Origin of the sequence: Amycolatopsis sp. lyj-346, from assembly GCF_046548975.1 — a bacterium.
Lineage (GTDB): Bacteria > Actinomycetota > Actinomycetes > Mycobacteriales > Pseudonocardiaceae > Amycolatopsis.
The window spans coordinates 615,722-631,073 of the sequence record NZ_JAJPWT010000003.1 but is presented as its reverse complement, the minus strand read 5'-3'; the positions used below and the strand labels follow the sequence as shown (position 1 = coordinate 631,073).

Sequence of the window (15,352 nt, the reverse complement as noted above, 5' to 3'; positions counted from 1 at the left end):
CGTGACCTCCGACAACGGCACAGCAGCCGGTCACGACCTGACCGAGCTTTCCGACGAGCAGGTGCACGCGGCACTCGGTGACGAGGAGTCCGCGCACCTCGAGCCCGTCGACGTGTCGGACTCCGAGGTCGACGACGCTTCCGACGACGAAGCCGACGCCTCTGAAGCCTCTGTCGATGAGGACGGCGACGCCGCGGCCGACGAGGCCGACGTTGCGGTGGCCGAAGAGGACGAGCCCGCGGCCGACGAGGACCCGGTCGCCAAGCTGCGCTCCGAGCTGCTCGCCGCGCCCGGCGAGTGGTACGTCGTGCACTCCTACGCCGGGTACGAGAACAAGGTGAAGACCAACCTCGAGACCCGGACCCAGACCCTGGACGTCGAGGACTACATCTTCCAGATCGAGGTCCCGACCGAAGAGGTCACCGAGATCAAGAACGGCCAGCGCAAGCAGGTGCAGCGCAAGGTGCTGCCCGGCTACATCCTGGTCCGGATGGACCTGAACGACGCCTCGTGGAGCGCGGTGCGCAACACGCCGGGTGTCACCGGGTTCGTCGGCGCCACTTCGCGGCCGTCGCCGCTGACCGTGGACGAGGTGCTGAAGTTCCTCGCGCCCAAGGTCGAGAACGAAGCCCCGGCGAAGGCGGGCAAGGGCGAGTCCACCGCGACCGCGGCCCCGCTCGGCGGCCCGGCCGTCGAGGTCGACTTCGAAATCGGCGAGTCGGTCACGGTCATGGACGGCCCGTTCGCCACGCTGCCGGCGACGATCTCCGAGGTCAATATCGACGGGCAGAAGCTGAAGGTCCTGGTGTCGATCTTCGGCCGGGAGACCCCGGTCGAGCTGTCGTTCAACCAGGTCTCCAAGATCTGACGGCCGCTCGCTCGGCCGCAGTTCCCGCGTCCACGGCAGGTACGCGGGGGACGTAGTACAGGACAGGAAAAGAAATGCCACCCAAGAAGAAGAAGCTTGCGGCGATCATCAAGCTGCAGATCAAGGCGGGTGCGGCCAACCCCGCGCCGCCGGTCGGCCCCGCGCTGGGTCAGCACGGCGTCAACATCATGGAGTTCTGCAAGGCCTACAACGCCGCGACCGAGTCGCAGCGCGGGGACGTCGTCCCGGTCGAGATCTCCGTGTACGAGGACCGGTCGTTCGACTTCAAGCTGAAGACGCCGCCGGCCGCGAAGCTGCTGCTGAAGGCCGCGGGCGTGGAGAAGGGCTCCGGCGAGCCGCACAAGACCAAGGTCGCCAAGGTCACCTGGGACCAGGTCCGCGAGATCGCCAAGACCAAGGAGACCGACCTCAACGCCCACGACATCGACCAGGCCGCGAAGATCATCGCCGGCACTGCTCGTTCGATGGGCATCACGGTCGTCGACGCCTGAGTCTGCAGCTTTACCCGTGGGAGAGCCCGTGCTGGCTCCTACCACAATGTCCAAAATAATACGAAATAATAGGGACAAAGCATGACCAAGCACAGCAAGGCTTACCGCCAGGCTGCGGAGCTCATCGACAAGGCGCGCCTGTACGCGCCGCTCGAGGCTGCGAAGCTGGCGAAGGAGACTTCCAAGACCAAGATGGACGCGACCGTCGAGGTTGCGATGCGTCTCGGTGTGGACCCCCGCAAGGCCGACCAGATGGTCCGCGGCACCGTGAACCTGCCGCACGGCACCGGTAAGACCGCCCGTGTCATCGTCTTCGCCGTCGGCGACAAGGCCGCCGAGGCCGAAGCCGCCGGCGCGGACGCGGTCGGCACCGACGAACTGATCGAGCGCATCCAGGGTGGCTGGCTCGACTTCGACGCCGCGATCGCGACGCCGGACCAGATGGCCAAGGTGGGCCGCATCGCCCGCATCCTCGGCCCGCGCGGCCTGATGCCGAACCCGAAGACCGGCACGGTGACCCCCGCGGTCGAGAAGGCCGTGAAGGACATCAAGGGCGGTAAGATCAACTTCCGCGTCGACAAGCAGGCCAACCTGCACCTGGTGATCGGCAAGGCTTCCTTCGACACCGAGAAGCTGGTCGAGAACTACGCCGCCGCGCTGGACGAGATCCTCCGCGCCAAGCCGTCGTCGGCGAAGGGCCGTTACCTGAAGAAGGTCACCTTCACCACCACGATGGGCCCGGGCATCCCGGTCGACCCGCTGCGGACCCGCAACCTCCTCTCGGAGGAAGCGGCCGTCTGAGTCGGACATCACCAGAAAGGGCGTCCCCGCGTGCTGCGGGGGCGCCCTTTTTTCGTGTCTTATTGACGGCATGCCGACTTTCGCGTCGTTCGACGGCCTCCGGTTGAACTACACGGTGTGGGAGGGCGACGGCGCCCACCGCCCGGTGCTGCTGCAGCACGGTTTCGCCGCGGACACGAACGCGAACTGGATCTCCACCGGCGTCGTCGCGGCCCTGCGGTCGGCGGGCCTCACGGTGATCTCCCTGGACGCGCGCGGCCACGGCCGATCCGAGAAGCCGCACGACGAAGCCCGCTACACCGAAGACAGCATGGCGCGGGACGTCTCGGCCCTGCTCGACGAACTGGGCCTCGACGAGGTCTCGATGGTTGGCTACTCGATGGGCGCGATCATCGCCCTCACGGCAACGGCGGCGGACAAGCGCATCCGCTGCCTGGCCACAGGCGGCGTGGGCTCGGGCATCGTCGACTTCGGCGGCGTCGACCGGCGCGTGCTGAAGCCGGCCGACATCGCTTCGGCACTGCTGGCGGAGGACCCTGCTTTGGTCCCGCCGTCGGGGATTCCGTTCCGGCTGCTGGCCGACGCGGTGGGCGGAGACCGCCGGGCCCTGGCGGCGGTGGCGCTGGCTTCCCGGGAGGGACACTTGGACCTGTCGGCGATCGGCGTGCCCACGCTGGTCCTGGCGGGCGAGCAGGACCAGCTGGCCGCCGAGCCGGAGAGACTGGCGGCGGCGATCGCGGGGGCGAGGCTGGTCCGAATCCCGGGCGACCACATGACGGCGGTGATGTCACCGGCGTTCGCGGAGGCCCTGGTGTCGTTCCTGTCGGCGCCGCACCCGCGCTAACGGCTGGTCGGCGTCGGCGGCGGGCAGGGCGTGGGCTCGTTGGTGTGCGCCGTGATGAGCCATTGGCCCTTCTCGACCTTCTGCACGGTGAAGGCGCCGAGAGCGGGGCCACCGCGAATGCCGAACTGGCACGAGCTGATCGTGAAGGTGTCGCCCGGGATCGGCTGCGAGACGTACGACGGCATCGACTCGGCGTAGTCGTTCTTGCTCTTGACCTGCCGGTTCAGTTCGTGGACGGCGACCTGGCAGTCCGCGTACCCGAGGTCCTGGGCGAACTTCTGCTGCACGTCTTCCCGCATTCGCCCGCAGGCCTGCGGGACGAGGTTCTGCGCGACGGCGTCGTAGACCTGCCGGACCGCCTCGTACGGGCTGGTCGAAAGGATGTGGTTCGTGTGGTAGGTCCCGCCGCCTTCGTCGGCGAGCTGGGCGGAGGTCTTACCGGAGTTGTTGGGGAAGAAGTGGTTGTACAGCCACGTGCCCGCGACCGCGAGGAGGATGAAGGCCAGTACCCAGGCGATGACCTTCTTGCCCAGCCAGGCGAGCCACCGGGGTGCGCGACGGCGCTCGACCGGGACCAGCTGGTAGCCCGGCGGGATCATCGGGGGCTGACCACCCTGCTGGGGAGCAGGCTGGGACGGCGGCGCCTGGACGACGCCCGCGTCGGGCGCGGGGGCCGGCGGGTTGCCCTGCTGGGCCTGGGTGAAGCGCAGGTAGTCCTGGAACTGGCGGAACTGCTCGACCTCCGCCGGGTCGACCGGCGGCTGTCCCGGTGGCTGCGGGGGCGGCACGGCGGCGGGCGCGTTCGGGCCCGCCGGTTCGATTTCCGAGCCCGGCTTTCCGTCATCGCGCTGCTCCGCCACGTCACCATGATGCCCCCCGCGGCGTCCCGGGGAACCCCCAGGCGCCCTAAACGCAGGTCAGGACAGGGGGTGAGAACAAGCCCCGGAACCCGTCACGTACACTTGACCACGGTTCTACCGAAGACCGCTGGTTTTCCCCGCCAAACCGGGGAACGAAGGTCCCGCACTCGCCGGGCGGCCCGCGCAGGAGGAACGAGGCTCCGGCACGTTTTGCCGGAATGACGCCCCGCGCCTGCTTGCGCGAGGGCGTTTCGTCGTTTCGGGGGCCCCTCGGTGCCAGTGGAAACACTAGCCAAGAGAGGAGGCGACCATGGCGAAGCCCGACAAGGTGGCGGCCGTCGCCGAGATCGCGGAGAGCTTCCGCACCAGCTCGGCCACCGTCGTTACCCAGTACACCGGCCTCTCCGTGTCCCAGCTGTCTCAGCTGCGCCGCGCTCTCGGCACCAGTGCCAAGTACCGGGTCGCGAAGAACACCCTCGTCAAGCGTGCCGCCGAGGACGCCGGCGTTCAGGGTCTCGAGGACCTGTTTGTCGGCGCGACCGCCATCGCCTTCGTCGAGGGTGAAGCTGTCGACGCCGCCAAGGCGCTTCGCGATTTCGCGAAGGACAACAACGCGCTTGTGATCAAGGGCGGCTACATGGACGGCAAGCCGCTGTCCGTGGACGAGATCAACCGGATCGCCGATCTCGACAGCCGTGAGGTCCTGCTCGCCAAGGCGGCGGGCGCGTTCAAGGCGAAGCTGTCCCAGGCCGCCGCGCTGTTCCAGGCGCCGGCGTCCCAGGTCGCCCGCCTGGCTGCCGCGCTGGAGGAAAAGCAGCGCAACGCCGCCGGTACCGAAGCAGCCGAAGCACCCGCCGAGAGCTGAACCACCCCCACCCCCGAACGTCTAGTTCGTTTTTCTGAGAGGAAGCCATCATGGCGAAGCTGAGCACCGCCGAGCTGATCGACGCCTTCAAGGAGCTGACCCTCCTCGAGCTGTCCGAGTTCGTGAAGGAGTTCGAGGAGACCTTCGACGTCACCGCCGCCGCGCCGGTCGCCGTTGCCGCCGCCGGCCCGGCCGCCGCCGCCGAGGCCCCCGAGGAGCAGGACGAGTTCGACGTCGTCCTCGAGGGCGCCGGCGACAAGAAGATCCAGGTCATCAAGGTCGTCCGCGAGGTCGTCTCGGGCCTGGGCCTGAAGGAGGCCAAGGAGCTGGTCGAGGCCGCTCCCAAGGCCCTCCTGGAGAAGGTCGACAAGGAGGCCGCCGAGGCCGCCAAGGAGAAGCTCGAGGCTGCGGGCGCCAAGATCTCCATCAAGTGATCCCGGGCGCGCAAGCGCCTGTGCACCACCTCGAGAAGGGGCGGGCATCCACGCGGATGCCCGCCCCTTCCGCGTCTACGACTTCCTGAGCTGCGGAGCCCTCCGACCCCCTAGGAGCGGTGTCCGAATGGCCCCGGGCCCCCAAATCTGCAGTACGGGGCCGCGCAGGCCTGCGTGGTTGCCCCGAATGGGCTACCGTGCTGCCCATTGCCGATCACGGCGGGGTGACGATGGAGCCGGGGCTGGCCAGAAAAGAAAACTGGTGAGTAACCTGTTCGCACTCAGCTCGTTGCACCTGGTTGACGCGGGTTCGTGGGCGCCACAGGCCCGCACCCGCCGCCGGCGTGGGTGGCAGGGTGTGGCAGCGGGCGCAATGACGCGGAACAGCTCCTGGAGGTGCGATGGGTGCCGAGGTGGTCATCGAAGGTCTGACGAAGTCCTTCGGTAAGCAGGCCATCTGGCGGGACGTCACGTTGACGCTCCCCCCGGGCGAAGTGTCGGCCATGCTCGGCCCGTCGGGGACCGGCAAGTCGGTCTTCCTCAAGTCGATGATCGGGCTGCTCAAGCCCGACCGCGGCCGCTGCATGATCAACGGAGTCGACATCGTCACCTGCTCCGAGCACAAGCTGTACGAGATCCGGAAGCTCTTCGGCGTCCTCTTCCAGGACGGCGCGCTGTTCGGCTCGATGAACCTCTACGACAACGTCGCCTTCCCGCTGCGCGAGCACACGAAGAAGTCCGAGACGGAAATCCGCCGGATCGTGCTCGAGAAGCTCGACATGACCGGCCTGAACGGCGCCGACAAGAAGCTGCCGGGCGAGATCTCCGGCGGGATGCGCAAGCGCGCCGGCCTGGCCCGCGCCCTGGTGCTCGACCCCGAGATCATCCTGGTCGACGAGCCGGACTCGGGCCTCGACCCGGTCCGCACCACCTACATCTCGCAGCTGTTCCTCGACGTCAACGCGCAGATCGACGCGACGTTCCTGATCGTCACGCACAACATCAACCTGGCCCGCACGGTGCCGGACAACCTGGGCATGCTCTTCCGCAAGGAACTGGTCATGTTCGGCCCGCGCGAGGTGTTGCTGACCAGCGAAGAGCCGGTCGTCAAGCAGTTCCTCAACGGCAAGATGCAGGGGCCGATCGGCATGTCCGAGGAGAAGGACAGCGCCCAGATGGCCGCCGAGCAGGCGATGTTCGAAGCCGGTCACCACGCGGGTGGCGTCGAGGACGTCTCCGGGGTGCCGCCGCAGATGCAGCCGACGCCGGGCGTGCCCACCCGGATGGGTGCCGTCCGCCGCAAGGACCGTGTCATGGAGATCATGCACCGGCTGCCGCCGGCCGCGCAGGAGAGCATCATCGAGTCGCTGAGCCCGGAGGAGCAGCGCCACTACGGTGTGCGGCCGCACCGCGGGCAGCCGGTCGGCGCGCGTCCGCAGGGTGACGGCTTCCCGAACCAGCACCAGGGGCAGCTGCCCGCCGACCAGGTGGCGCGCATCCCCGGCGGCCAGCTGCCGAGACCCGGCACGCACCGAATGCCACCACAAGACAACGGGCCAGGTGGCAGGTGAGTTCTCCCGCTTCACAGGCGAAGATCCCCGGAATCGGCATGCTCCGCGAAACCGGGAACCTGTTCGCCCTCGGCCTCGACATCGTTCGTGGCATGTTCCAGCGCCCGTTCCAGCTGCGGGAGTTCATCCAGCAGTCGTGGTTCATCGCGAGCGTGACCATCCTGCCGACGGCCCTGGTGGCCATCCCGTTCGGCGCGGTCATCTCGCTGCAGTTCGGCTCGCTCGCCCGCCAGCTGGGCGCGCAGTCCTACACCGGCGCGGGCTCCGTGCTCGCCACCGTGCAGCAGGCCAGTCCGCTGGTCACCGCGCTGCTGGTGGCGGGCGCGGGCGGCTCCGCCGTCTGTGCCGACATCGGTGCGCGGACCATCCGCGAAGAGATCGCCGCGATGGAGGTGCTCGGCGTCTCCGCGGTCCAGCGGCTGATCGTGCCGCGCACCCTCGCGATGATGCTGGTCGCGCTCCTGCTCAACGGCATGGTCAGCGTGATCGGCGTGCTCGGCGGCTACTTCTTCAACGTCGTGCTGCAGGGCGGGACGCCGGGTGCGTACCTGGCGAGCTTCTCGGCCCTCGCGCAGCTGCCCGACCTCTGGGTCGGTGAGTTCAAGGCGCTGATCTTCGGGTTCATCGCCGCCGTCGTCGCGTCCTACCGGGGCTTGAACCCGTCCGGCGGCCCGAAGGGCGTCGGGGACGCGGTGAACCAGTCGGTGGTCATCACGTTCCTGCTGCTGTTCGTCGTGAACTTCGTGATCACCCTGATCTACCTGCAGATCGTGCCCGGAAAGCTGGACTAGCGCCATGACGTTCCTCCAGGGCGCGAAACGCGTCGCCAATCGACCCCTGCAGACGCTGGACACCCTCGGTGACCAGATGTCGTTCTACGGCCGCGCGCTGCTGTGGACGCCGCGGACGCTGCGCCGCTACACCAAAGAGGTGCTCCGGCTGCTGGCCGAGGTCAGCTTCGGCTCCGGCTCGCTGGCGGTCATCGGCGGCACGGTCGGCGTGATGGTCGGCCTGACCCTGTTCACCGGTGTCCTCGTCGGCCTCCAGGGCTACTCCGCGCTGAACTCGATCGGCACGTCGGCGTTCACCGGCTTCCTGACGGCGTTCTTCAACACGCGCGAGATCGCCCCGCTGGTCGCCGGGCTCGCCCTGAGCGCCACCGTCGGCGCCGGGTTCACCGCGCAGCTCGGCGCGATGCGGATCTCCGAGGAGATCGACGCGCTCGAAGTCATGGGCGTGCCGAGCCTGCCGTACCTGGTCACGACCCGGATCATCGCCGGGTTCGTCGCGGTCATCCCGCTCTACATCATCGGCCTGCTGAGCTCGTACCTCGCGTCGAGACTGGTCGTGATCTACATCTACAACCAGTCGGCGGGGACCTACGACCACTACTTCGACCTGTTCTTACCGCCGCAGGACGTGCTCTATTCGTTCATCAAGGTGCTGTTGTTCAGCGTCCTGATCATCCTGTCGCACTGCTACTTCGGGTACCGGGCGACCGGTGGCCCGGCCGGTGTCGGCGTCGCGGTCGGCAAGGCCGTGCGGCTGTCCATCGTTACGGTGTCGATCATGAACTTCTTCATCGGGTTCGCCATCTGGGGAACCGACGTCACGGTAAGGATCGCGGGATGAGGGTGCTCCGGCGCAGGCTGCTCGGCCTGCTGCTCATCGCCGTGATGGTCGGCGGGGTGGCGCTGTCCATCGCGCTCTACGACAAGGCGTTCACGCCGGTCGTCACGGTCAAGCTGCAGGCCGACAAGATCGGCAACCAGCTGATCAGGCAGTCCGACGTCAAGGTGCGCGGGCTGATCGTCGGGTCCGTCCAGGACATCGTCGCCACCGACAAGGGCGCCGAGCTGACGCTGGCGCTCCAGCCGGAGTCCGCGAAGCTCATCCCGGAGAACGTCTCGGCCCGGTTCCTGCCCAAGACGCTCTTCGGCGAGCGGTTCGTCTCGCTGGAGATCCCGAAGGACCCGTCGGCGAAGACGCTGACCAGCGGCGACGTCATCCCGCAGGACCGGACGTCGAGCGCGGTCGAGCTGGAGCAGGCGTTCTCCCACCTGATGCCGGTGCTCCAGGCGGTGCAGCCGCAGAAGCTCTCGGCGACGCTCACCGCGATCTCGACGGCGCTGCAGGGCCGCGGCGACCAGCTCGGCGACACGCTTTCGCAGCTGGGCACCTACATCGGCGAGCTGAACCCGCACGAGCCGGAGCTGCAGCACAACCTCAAGGCCCTCGCGGAGTTCTCCGACCACCTCAAGGACGCGGCCCCGGACCTGGTGCAGAGCCTGGACAACCTGAGCACGACGACCCGGACGGTGGTCGACGAGCGGCAGAACCTGGCGAGCCTCTACGGCAGCCTGACGCAGGCCTCGGTGGACCTGCAGACGTTCCTGCAGAACAACAAGGACAACATCATCTCCCTCGTCGACACCGCCCGGCCGACGGCCGAGCTGCTGGCGAAGTACGCGCCGGAGTACCCCTGCGTGATCTCCCAGATGGCCAAGAACGTGCCGCTGATCGACCAGGCGCTCGGCAAGGGCACCGACCAGCCCGGCCTGCACGCGACGATCGAAATCATCGTGCCGCGCGCGCCGTACCAGGCGGGCAAGGAAGAACCGCGGTTCGACGACAAGCGCGGCCCGCGCTGCTACGACATCAAGGACATCCCGAAGCCGTTCCCGTCGGAGCCGCCGGACGGCGCGTTCAAGGACGGCACGCTGCACCAGACCGCGCCGAAGAGCGCCGGCGAGGGCCTCAACCCGGCCAAGTTCAAGGCCGACGCCGCCGGCAGCGGCGGGTCCGGTGGTGACCTGGCGTACTCGACGGCTGAGCAGGGCTTCCTGGCCGATCTCCTCGGCCCGCAGCTGGGCATGAACGCGGCCGACGTCCCGGGCTGGAGCTCGCTGCTCGTCGGCCCGCTGTACCGGGGTGCGGAGGTGACGGTCAAGTGAGGGGCCTGCTCGCGCCGCTGATCAAGCTCGGCGTCTTCGTGGTGGTCACCGTGCTGTTCACGACGATCCTCGGGATCAGCATCGCCAACATCAACACCACCAGCACCAACGCTTACAAGGCGCGCTTCACCGACGCGACACTGCTGCTGCCCAACGACGACGTCCGCATCGCCGGTGTCCGGGTCGGGCAGGTCAAGGACGTGCACATCGTCGACAAGCGCCAGGCCGAGGTCGAGTTCGAGGTCGACGCCGGGCGGACGTTGCCGGCCGGGGTGACCGCGCAGATCAAGTTCCGCAACCTGGTCGGCCAGCGCTACGTCTCCCTCGGCGAGGGCGACGCCGGCTCCGGCGAGACCCTGCAGCCCGGCGGCACCATCCCGCTGGAGCGGACCACGCCGGCGCTGGACCTGACCGAGCTGTTCAACGGCTTCAAGCCGCTGTTCACCGCGCTCAACCCCGAGGACGTCAACAAGCTGTCCTACGAGGTCATCCAGGTCCTGCAGGGCGAGGGCGGCACCGTGGAGAGCCTGCTGTCGCACACGGCGTCGCTGGCCACCACGATCGCCGACAAGGACCAGGTGATCGGCGAGGTCATCGACAACCTCAACTCGGTGCTCGACACGGTCAACGCGCACACCCCGCAGCTCAACGACCTGATCGTGAAGCTGCAGCAGCTGGTGTCCGGCCTCGCCGCCGACCGCAAGCCGATCGGCGACGCGATCGAGAGCCTCGGCACCCTGGCCCAGACGACGTCCGGGCTGCTCGGCGAGGTCCGCGAACCCCTGAAGAACGACATCAGCGCGCTCGGGAACCTCACCAGCGCGCTCAACAAGAACGAGCCGGAGCTGGAGCACTTCATCCAGTTCCTGCCGACCAAGGTGAGCACGCTGACCCGCACCGCGGACTACGGCTCCTGGTTCAACTTCTACGCCTGCGAGTTCTCCGGGAGCGTGAGCTTGCCGCCACTGATCAACGACGTCCCGCTGCCCCTGCTGCCGGCGAACCGGGCGAGGTGCAAGGGATGAAGTCGTTCCAGAAGCGCAACCCCGTGCCGATCGCCCTGGTCGGGATCGTCGTGCTCGCGCTCGGCTTCACCGCCGCGCTCAACTCCGACGACCTGCCGCTGATCGGCGGCGGCACCACCTACAGCGCCGAGTTCAGCGAGGCGTCCGGGCTGCAGAAGGACAACGACGTCCGGATCGCCGGCGTCAAGGTCGGCAAGGTCAGCGACATCGAACTCGACGGCGCTTCGGTGAAGGTGTCGTTCAAGGTCAAGGACGCCTGGCTGGGCGACCGGACCAGCGCCGCGATCAAGATCAAGACGCTGCTTGGGCAGAAGTACCTGTCGCTGGACCCGCAGGGCGAGAACGCGCTGAACCCGGGCACCGGCATCCCGCGGGACCGCACGATGGCGCCCTACGACGTGCTCGACGCCTTCCGCGGGCTGTCCCAGACGGTCGACAACATCGACACCAAGCAGCTGGCGCAGAGCTTCGACACGATCTCGCAGACCTTCGCCAACACCCCGGAGGACGTGCGGGGCGCGCTGTCGGGGCTGTCGAAGCTGTCGGACACGATCGCCTCGCGCGACCAGCAGCTGGCGAACCTGCTGGCCAACACCCGCGAGGTGTCGCAGACGCTGGTCGACCGCGACGCCGAGGTGCAGAAGCTGCTCGACGACGGCAACGACCTGCTCGCCGAGCTGGCCAAGCGCGAGGACGCGATCACCGCGCTGCTCGACGGCTCCCGGGCGCTGGCTACGCAGCTGCAGGGCCTGATCGACGACAACGACAAGCAGCTCGACCCGGTGCTGACCCAGCTCGACCAGCTGACGTCGATGCTGCAGCGCAACCAGGACTCGCTGGCCGAGGGGCTGAAGAAGTTCGCGCCCTTCATCCGCGTCTTCACCAACACCATCGGCAACGGCCGCTGGTTCGACAACTACATCTGCGGCCTGCTGCTGCCGTCGATGGGCCCGATCAACGAAGAGGGGTGCTACACGAAATGAGTGACACCCGCTCTGGTGTCAGTCCATTCGGACAGGCCCTGACCAGGGGCTTCGCCATCGCGATCGTGCTCGCGCTCGTCGTCGCCGGCGGGATCTGGTGGACCCTCAAGGACGCCGGCCGCAACCACGTGACCGCGTACTTCGCCGGCGCCGTCGGCCTGTACGAGGGCAACAGCGTGCGGATGCTCGGCGTCGACATGGGCACGGTCACCAAGATCCAGCCCATGGGCAACCAGGTGAAGGTCGAGCTCGAGTACGACCGCTCGGTCGCCGTCCCGGCCGACGCGAAGGCGCTCATCGTGGCGCCGTCGCTGGTGTCGGACCGCTACGTCCAGCTGGCCCCGGCCTACACCGGCGGCCCGCGGATCTCCGACGGCGCGGTCATCGGCCTCGACCGCACCGAGGTGCCCCTGGAGGTCGACCAGCTGGCGGCCAGCCTGGCCCGGGTCAGCGAGACCCTCGGCCCGAACGGCGCCAACAAGGAAGGGTCGCTGTCGAACCTGCTGAACACCGCGGCGGCCAACGTCGACGGCAACGGCCAGGCCCTGCACGACACGATCACCAAGCTCGGCCAGGCGGCCGGGACGTTGTCCGGCAACAAGGACGACCTGTTCTCCACCGTCGAGAACCTCGGCAAGTTCTCCCAGACGCTGGCCGATTCCGACAAGCAGGTTCGCACCTTCGAAGGGCGGCTCGCCGACGTCAGCGGCTACCTGGCGTCCGAAAAGGACAACCTGGCCGCGACCGTGCAGCAGCTGGGCACGACGCTCACCGCGGTGCAGGCGTTCATCGACGCCAACCACGACCGGTTGAAGTCCAATGTGGACAAACTGGCCGGCATCACGAAGGTGCTCGTCGACCAGCGCAGCTCGCTCGCCGAGATCCTGGACGTCGCCCCGGTCGGCCTGAGCAACCTGGTCAACACCTACAACGGCTCGGCGGGCACGCTCGACGCCCGGCCGAACCTCAACGAGCTGACCCAGCCGCCGCTGGTGATGATCTGCCGGCTGCTCAAGCAGGCCGGCAACGGCATCCCCGACGTGCTGGGCAACGCTTGCGAGGGCATCGCCGGCGTGGTCGACGGGCTGATCCCGCTGCCGTCGGTGGCGCAGACCGTCCAGGCACTGCAGTCGGGCCAGCTGCCGCCGCTGCCCCTGCCCATCGCCGGGCAGCTCTACGGCTCGGGAGGTGGCAAGTGAAGAAGCTCCTGACCGCCGGAGTACTGGTGACGGCGTCCGCGCTGACGCTGTCCGGGTGCGCCTTCAAGGGCATCTACGACCTGCCGCTGCCCGGTGGCGCCGACCTCGGCGACCACCCGTACACGGTGAACGTCGAGTTCCGGGACGTGCTCGACCTGACCCCGCAGGCCGGGGTGAAGGTCAACGAGGTCCCGGTCGGCCGGGTGGAGAACGTCGGGCTCACCAAGGACGGCTGGCACGCACTGGTCACCCTGCGGGTCAACGGCGACATCAAGCTGCCCGCCAACGCGATCGCCAACGTCAAGCAGTCCAGCCTGCTCGGCGAGAAGTACGTCGAGCTGGCTTCGCCCGGCGACGACCAGGCCCGCGGCAAGCTCGCCGACAACGCGACCATCCCGCTGGCGCGGACGAACCGCAGCGTCGAGGTCGAAGAACTGCTCGGCGCGCTGTCGCTGCTGCTCAACGGCGGTGGGGTCGACCAGCTCAACACCATCACCAAGGAGCTCAACAACGCCACGTCCGGCCGCGAGCCGGACATCAAGGCGCTGCTGGACAACGCGAACCAGCTGGTGACGAACCTCGACCGGCAGTCGAAGAACATCACCCGGGCCATCGACGGGCTGAACCGGCTCTCCTCGACCCTCGACGACCAGAAGGACAAGCTGGTCGGCGCGGTCGACAACCTCGGGCCCGGGCTCGGCGTGCTGGAGCAGCAGCGCGGTCAGCTGGTGACCATGCTGCAGGCGCTGGACAACCTGTCCGGCGTCGCCACCGACACGGTGAACAAGTCGCAGAAGGACCTCGTCGCCGACCTCAAGGCGCTGACGCCGACGTTGCAGAAGCTCGGCGAGGCGGGCAACGACCTGCCGAAGGCCCTGGAGATCCTGCTGACGTTCCCGTTCAGCGACCAGGCCGTCAACGGCGTCAAGGGCGACTACTTCAACCTGTACGCGAAGGTGGACCTGAACCTGAAGACCATCGTCGAGAACCTGGGCAACAGCAGGCAGAACGCCCTGTCCGGGCAGCTGCCGCTGGCCGGGCTGACCGGCGGGGTCCAGGGCACGCAGGCCAACCAGCCGCCGCCGCTGCCGATCCCCGGTGCCGGGACGCAGTCGTCCAAGCCGGGCCTGGGCAACCTCTTCGGGCTCCTGTCGGGAGGTGCGGGCTGATGCTGATCCGCCGGACGAAGATCCAGCTGATCGCCTTCGTGGTGATCTCGGTCGTCGCGATCGTGTACGCGCTGGTCCGGTTCGCCGGGCTCGGCAGCGTGTTCGGCAACGACGGCTACACGGTGAAGCTGCAGCTCAACGAATCGGGCGGCATCTTCACCAACGCCGAAGTCACCTACCGCGGCTACAACATCGGCCGGGTCGGCGAAATGCGGCTCACCCAGACCGGGCTCGAGGCCGACCTGAACATCGACCCGTCGGCGCCGCAGGTGCCCGCGGACCTCGACGCCGTCGTCGCCAACCGGTCCGCGGTCGGCGAGCAGTACGTCGACCTGCGGCCCAAGGCCGACCAGGGCCCGTACCTGGCGGCCGGCTCGGTGATCCCGGCGGACAAGACGACCACGCCGGTCAGCACCGACCGGCTGATCGGCGGCCTCGACTCGCTCGCCGCGTCGGTCCCGGTCGACTCGCTGCGCACGGTCGTCGACGAGTCCTACGACGCCTTCCGCGGCACCGGCGGCGACCTGCAGAAGCTGCTGGACACCGCGCGCAGCTTCACCACGACGGCGCAGCAGTACCTGCCGCAGACGATCCAGCTCCTGGACGCCGGTGGTCAGGTGCTGGACACGCAGAACGCCGAGGCGGCGAACTTCGCCTCGTTCAGCAAGAGCCTCAACGAGCTCACCGGCACGCTGAAGAACTCCGACGGCGACCTGCGCAAGCTCATCGGCATCACCCCGCAGGTGGCGTCGCAGATCAGCCAGGTCCTGCAGGAGTCCGGCCCCGGCCTCGGCGCGCTGACGGCGAACCTGCTCACCACGGCCAACCTGACGGTCACCCGCCTCGACGGGATCGAGCAGGGCCTGGTCACCTACCCGGCGCTGGCCGGCGCGGCGAGCAGCGTGGCACCCGGCGACGGCACCGCGCACCTCGGCCTGGTGCTCAACCTGTTCAACCCGCCGTCCTGCACGAAGGGCTACCTGCCGTACTCGCAGTACCGCACCGGCAACGACCTCTCGGCGAAACCGGCGAAGGAAGACGCGTACTGTGCCGAACCGAAGGGCAGCCCGATCAACGTCCGCGGTGCGCAGAACGCGCCGTACGGCGGGGTGCCGGTCGCGCCGTCGGACAGCGACGTCGCGGCCAACAAGAACCGGCCGGCCGAAGAGCTGGCCGAGGAGCGGAACACCCGGGGCGTTCCGGGCATCGTCGGCAGCCCCGGCGTCAGCCTGAACAGCCTGGGCTCGCTGCTCGGCCTGTCCTGACG

General features: G+C 68.4%; 16 protein-coding genes. 15 read left to right on the top strand and 1 reads right to left on the bottom strand.

The window, feature by feature from the left end; genetic code table 11:
- The first annotated feature begins 1 nt into the window (after window position 1).
- The 4 genes from nusG (at window position 2) to ACLJQE_RS14490 (ending at window position 3,025) form a co-directional block, all read left to right on the top strand.
- Complete coding sequence (gene nusG, locus ACLJQE_RS14505; protein ID WP_410639692.1) at window positions 2-868, top strand: transcription termination/antitermination protein NusG; 867 nt, start codon at window positions 2-4, stop codon at window positions 866-868.
- Window positions 869-942: 74 nt separating this feature from the next.
- Window positions 943-1,380 (top strand): 50S ribosomal protein L11, encoded by a 438-nt coding sequence (rplK, locus tag ACLJQE_RS14500; protein WP_043781763.1) that lies wholly within the window; start codon window positions 943-945, stop codon window positions 1,378-1,380.
- An 81-nt stretch (window positions 1,381-1,461) separates the two neighbouring features.
- On the top strand, window positions 1,462-2,181 hold the full coding sequence (gene rplA, locus ACLJQE_RS14495; protein ID WP_086842353.1) for a 50S ribosomal protein L1: 720 nt from the start codon (window positions 1,462-1,464) through the stop codon (window positions 2,179-2,181).
- A gap of 70 nt (window positions 2,182-2,251) precedes the next feature.
- The gene (locus tag ACLJQE_RS14490; protein ID WP_410639691.1) at window positions 2,252-3,025 is read left to right on the top strand and encodes an alpha/beta fold hydrolase; all 774 of its coding nucleotides are present in this window, start codon (window positions 2,252-2,254) and stop codon (window positions 3,023-3,025) included.
- On the opposite strand, the gene ACLJQE_RS14485 is transcribed toward ACLJQE_RS14490, so the two are convergent.
- Window positions 3,022-3,885 (bottom strand): hypothetical protein, encoded by an 864-nt coding sequence (locus ACLJQE_RS14485; RefSeq protein ID WP_410639689.1) that lies wholly within the window; start codon window positions 3,883-3,885, stop codon window positions 3,022-3,024. The genes ACLJQE_RS14490 and ACLJQE_RS14485 overlap by 4 nt on opposite strands.
- 310 nt (window positions 3,886-4,195) lie before the next feature.
- Between ACLJQE_RS14485 and rplJ the strand changes: the two genes are divergently transcribed.
- The 11 genes from rplJ to ACLJQE_RS14430 all read left to right on the top strand — a co-directional run bounded on the left by rplJ (window position 4,196) and on the right by ACLJQE_RS14430 (window position 15,350).
- A complete protein-coding gene (gene rplJ / locus ACLJQE_RS14480; RefSeq protein WP_410639688.1) occupies window positions 4,196-4,750 on the top strand; it encodes a 50S ribosomal protein L10 in 555 nt (184 codons plus the stop codon).
- Between the two features lie 50 nt (window positions 4,751-4,800).
- Complete coding sequence (gene rplL / locus ACLJQE_RS14475) at window positions 4,801-5,184, top strand: 50S ribosomal protein L7/L12 (protein WP_410639687.1); 384 nt, start codon at window positions 4,801-4,803, stop codon at window positions 5,182-5,184.
- A 401-nt stretch (window positions 5,185-5,585) separates the two neighbouring features.
- Entirely contained in the window at window positions 5,586-6,755 is a 1,170-nt protein-coding gene (locus ACLJQE_RS14470) for an ABC transporter ATP-binding protein (protein ID WP_410639686.1), read from the top strand.
- 38 nt (window positions 6,756-6,793) lie between these two features.
- Window positions 6,794-7,546, top strand: a complete 753-nt coding sequence (locus ACLJQE_RS14465; RefSeq protein ID WP_410639804.1) for an MlaE family ABC transporter permease — start codon at window positions 6,794-6,796, stop codon at window positions 7,544-7,546.
- Window positions 7,547-7,550: 4 nt separating this feature from the next.
- Window positions 7,551-8,387, top strand: a complete 837-nt coding sequence (locus ACLJQE_RS14460; protein WP_003060266.1) for an MlaE family ABC transporter permease — start codon at window positions 7,551-7,553, stop codon at window positions 8,385-8,387.
- A complete protein-coding gene (locus ACLJQE_RS14455) occupies window positions 8,384-9,709 on the top strand; it encodes an MCE family protein (protein WP_410639685.1) in 1,326 nt (441 codons plus the stop codon). The genes ACLJQE_RS14460 and ACLJQE_RS14455 overlap by 4 nt, the downstream gene beginning before the upstream one ends.
- The gene (locus tag ACLJQE_RS14450; protein WP_410639684.1) at window positions 9,706-10,734 is read left to right on the top strand and encodes an MCE family protein; all 1,029 of its coding nucleotides are present in this window, start codon (window positions 9,706-9,708) and stop codon (window positions 10,732-10,734) included. The genes ACLJQE_RS14455 and ACLJQE_RS14450 overlap by 4 nt, the downstream gene beginning before the upstream one ends.
- Window positions 10,731-11,717 carry an MCE family protein gene (locus ACLJQE_RS14445; RefSeq protein WP_410639683.1) on the top strand — a complete coding sequence of 329 codons (987 nt, stop codon included), beginning with the start codon at window positions 10,731-10,733 and terminating at the stop codon, window positions 11,715-11,717. Before ACLJQE_RS14450 ends, ACLJQE_RS14445 begins: the two co-directional genes overlap by 4 nt.
- Window positions 11,714-12,916 carry an MCE family protein gene (locus ACLJQE_RS14440; protein ID WP_410639682.1) on the top strand — a complete coding sequence of 401 codons (1,203 nt, stop codon included), beginning with the start codon at window positions 11,714-11,716 and terminating at the stop codon, window positions 12,914-12,916. Before ACLJQE_RS14445 ends, ACLJQE_RS14440 begins: the two co-directional genes overlap by 4 nt.
- Window positions 12,913-14,085 carry an MCE family protein gene (locus ACLJQE_RS14435; protein WP_410639681.1) on the top strand — a complete coding sequence of 391 codons (1,173 nt, stop codon included), beginning with the start codon at window positions 12,913-12,915 and terminating at the stop codon, window positions 14,083-14,085. Before ACLJQE_RS14440 ends, ACLJQE_RS14435 begins: the two co-directional genes overlap by 4 nt.
- Window positions 14,085-15,350: an MCE family protein gene (locus tag ACLJQE_RS14430; protein ID WP_410639680.1), complete on the top strand. Its 1,266-nt coding sequence runs from the start codon at window positions 14,085-14,087 to the stop codon at window positions 15,348-15,350. Before ACLJQE_RS14435 ends, ACLJQE_RS14430 begins: the two co-directional genes overlap by 1 nt.
- Window positions 15,351-15,352 lie beyond the last annotated feature (2 nt).

What these genes read in the sequence shown, in the direction of transcription:
- ACLJQE_RS14455 (WP_410639685.1), top strand. Translation starts at nt 8,384, where the DNA reads ATGAGGGTGCTCCGGCGCAGGCTGCTCGGCCTGCTGCTCATCGCCGTG.
- ACLJQE_RS14465 (WP_410639804.1), top strand. Translation starts at nt 6,794, where the DNA reads ATGCTCCGCGAAACCGGGAACCTGTTCGCCCTCGGCCTCGACATCGTT.
- rplK (WP_043781763.1), top strand. Translation starts at nt 943, where the DNA reads ATGCCACCCAAGAAGAAGAAGCTTGCGGCGATCATCAAGCTGCAGATC.
- ACLJQE_RS14440 (WP_410639682.1), top strand. Translation starts at nt 11,714, where the DNA reads ATGAGTGACACCCGCTCTGGTGTCAGTCCATTCGGACAGGCCCTGACC.
- rplA (WP_086842353.1), top strand. Translation starts at nt 1,462, where the DNA reads ATGACCAAGCACAGCAAGGCTTACCGCCAGGCTGCGGAGCTCATCGAC.
- ACLJQE_RS14460 (WP_003060266.1), top strand. Translation starts at nt 7,551, where the DNA reads ATGACGTTCCTCCAGGGCGCGAAACGCGTCGCCAATCGACCCCTGCAG.
- ACLJQE_RS14490 (WP_410639691.1), top strand. Translation starts at nt 2,252, where the DNA reads ATGCCGACTTTCGCGTCGTTCGACGGCCTCCGGTTGAACTACACGGTG.
- ACLJQE_RS14445 (WP_410639683.1), top strand. Translation starts at nt 10,731, where the DNA reads ATGAAGTCGTTCCAGAAGCGCAACCCCGTGCCGATCGCCCTGGTCGGG.
- ACLJQE_RS14430 (WP_410639680.1), top strand. Translation starts at nt 14,085, where the DNA reads ATGCTGATCCGCCGGACGAAGATCCAGCTGATCGCCTTCGTGGTGATC.
- rplJ (WP_410639688.1), top strand. Translation starts at nt 4,196, where the DNA reads ATGGCGAAGCCCGACAAGGTGGCGGCCGTCGCCGAGATCGCGGAGAGC.
- rplL (WP_410639687.1), top strand. Translation starts at nt 4,801, where the DNA reads ATGGCGAAGCTGAGCACCGCCGAGCTGATCGACGCCTTCAAGGAGCTG.
- ACLJQE_RS14470 (WP_410639686.1), top strand. Translation starts at nt 5,586, where the DNA reads ATGGGTGCCGAGGTGGTCATCGAAGGTCTGACGAAGTCCTTCGGTAAG.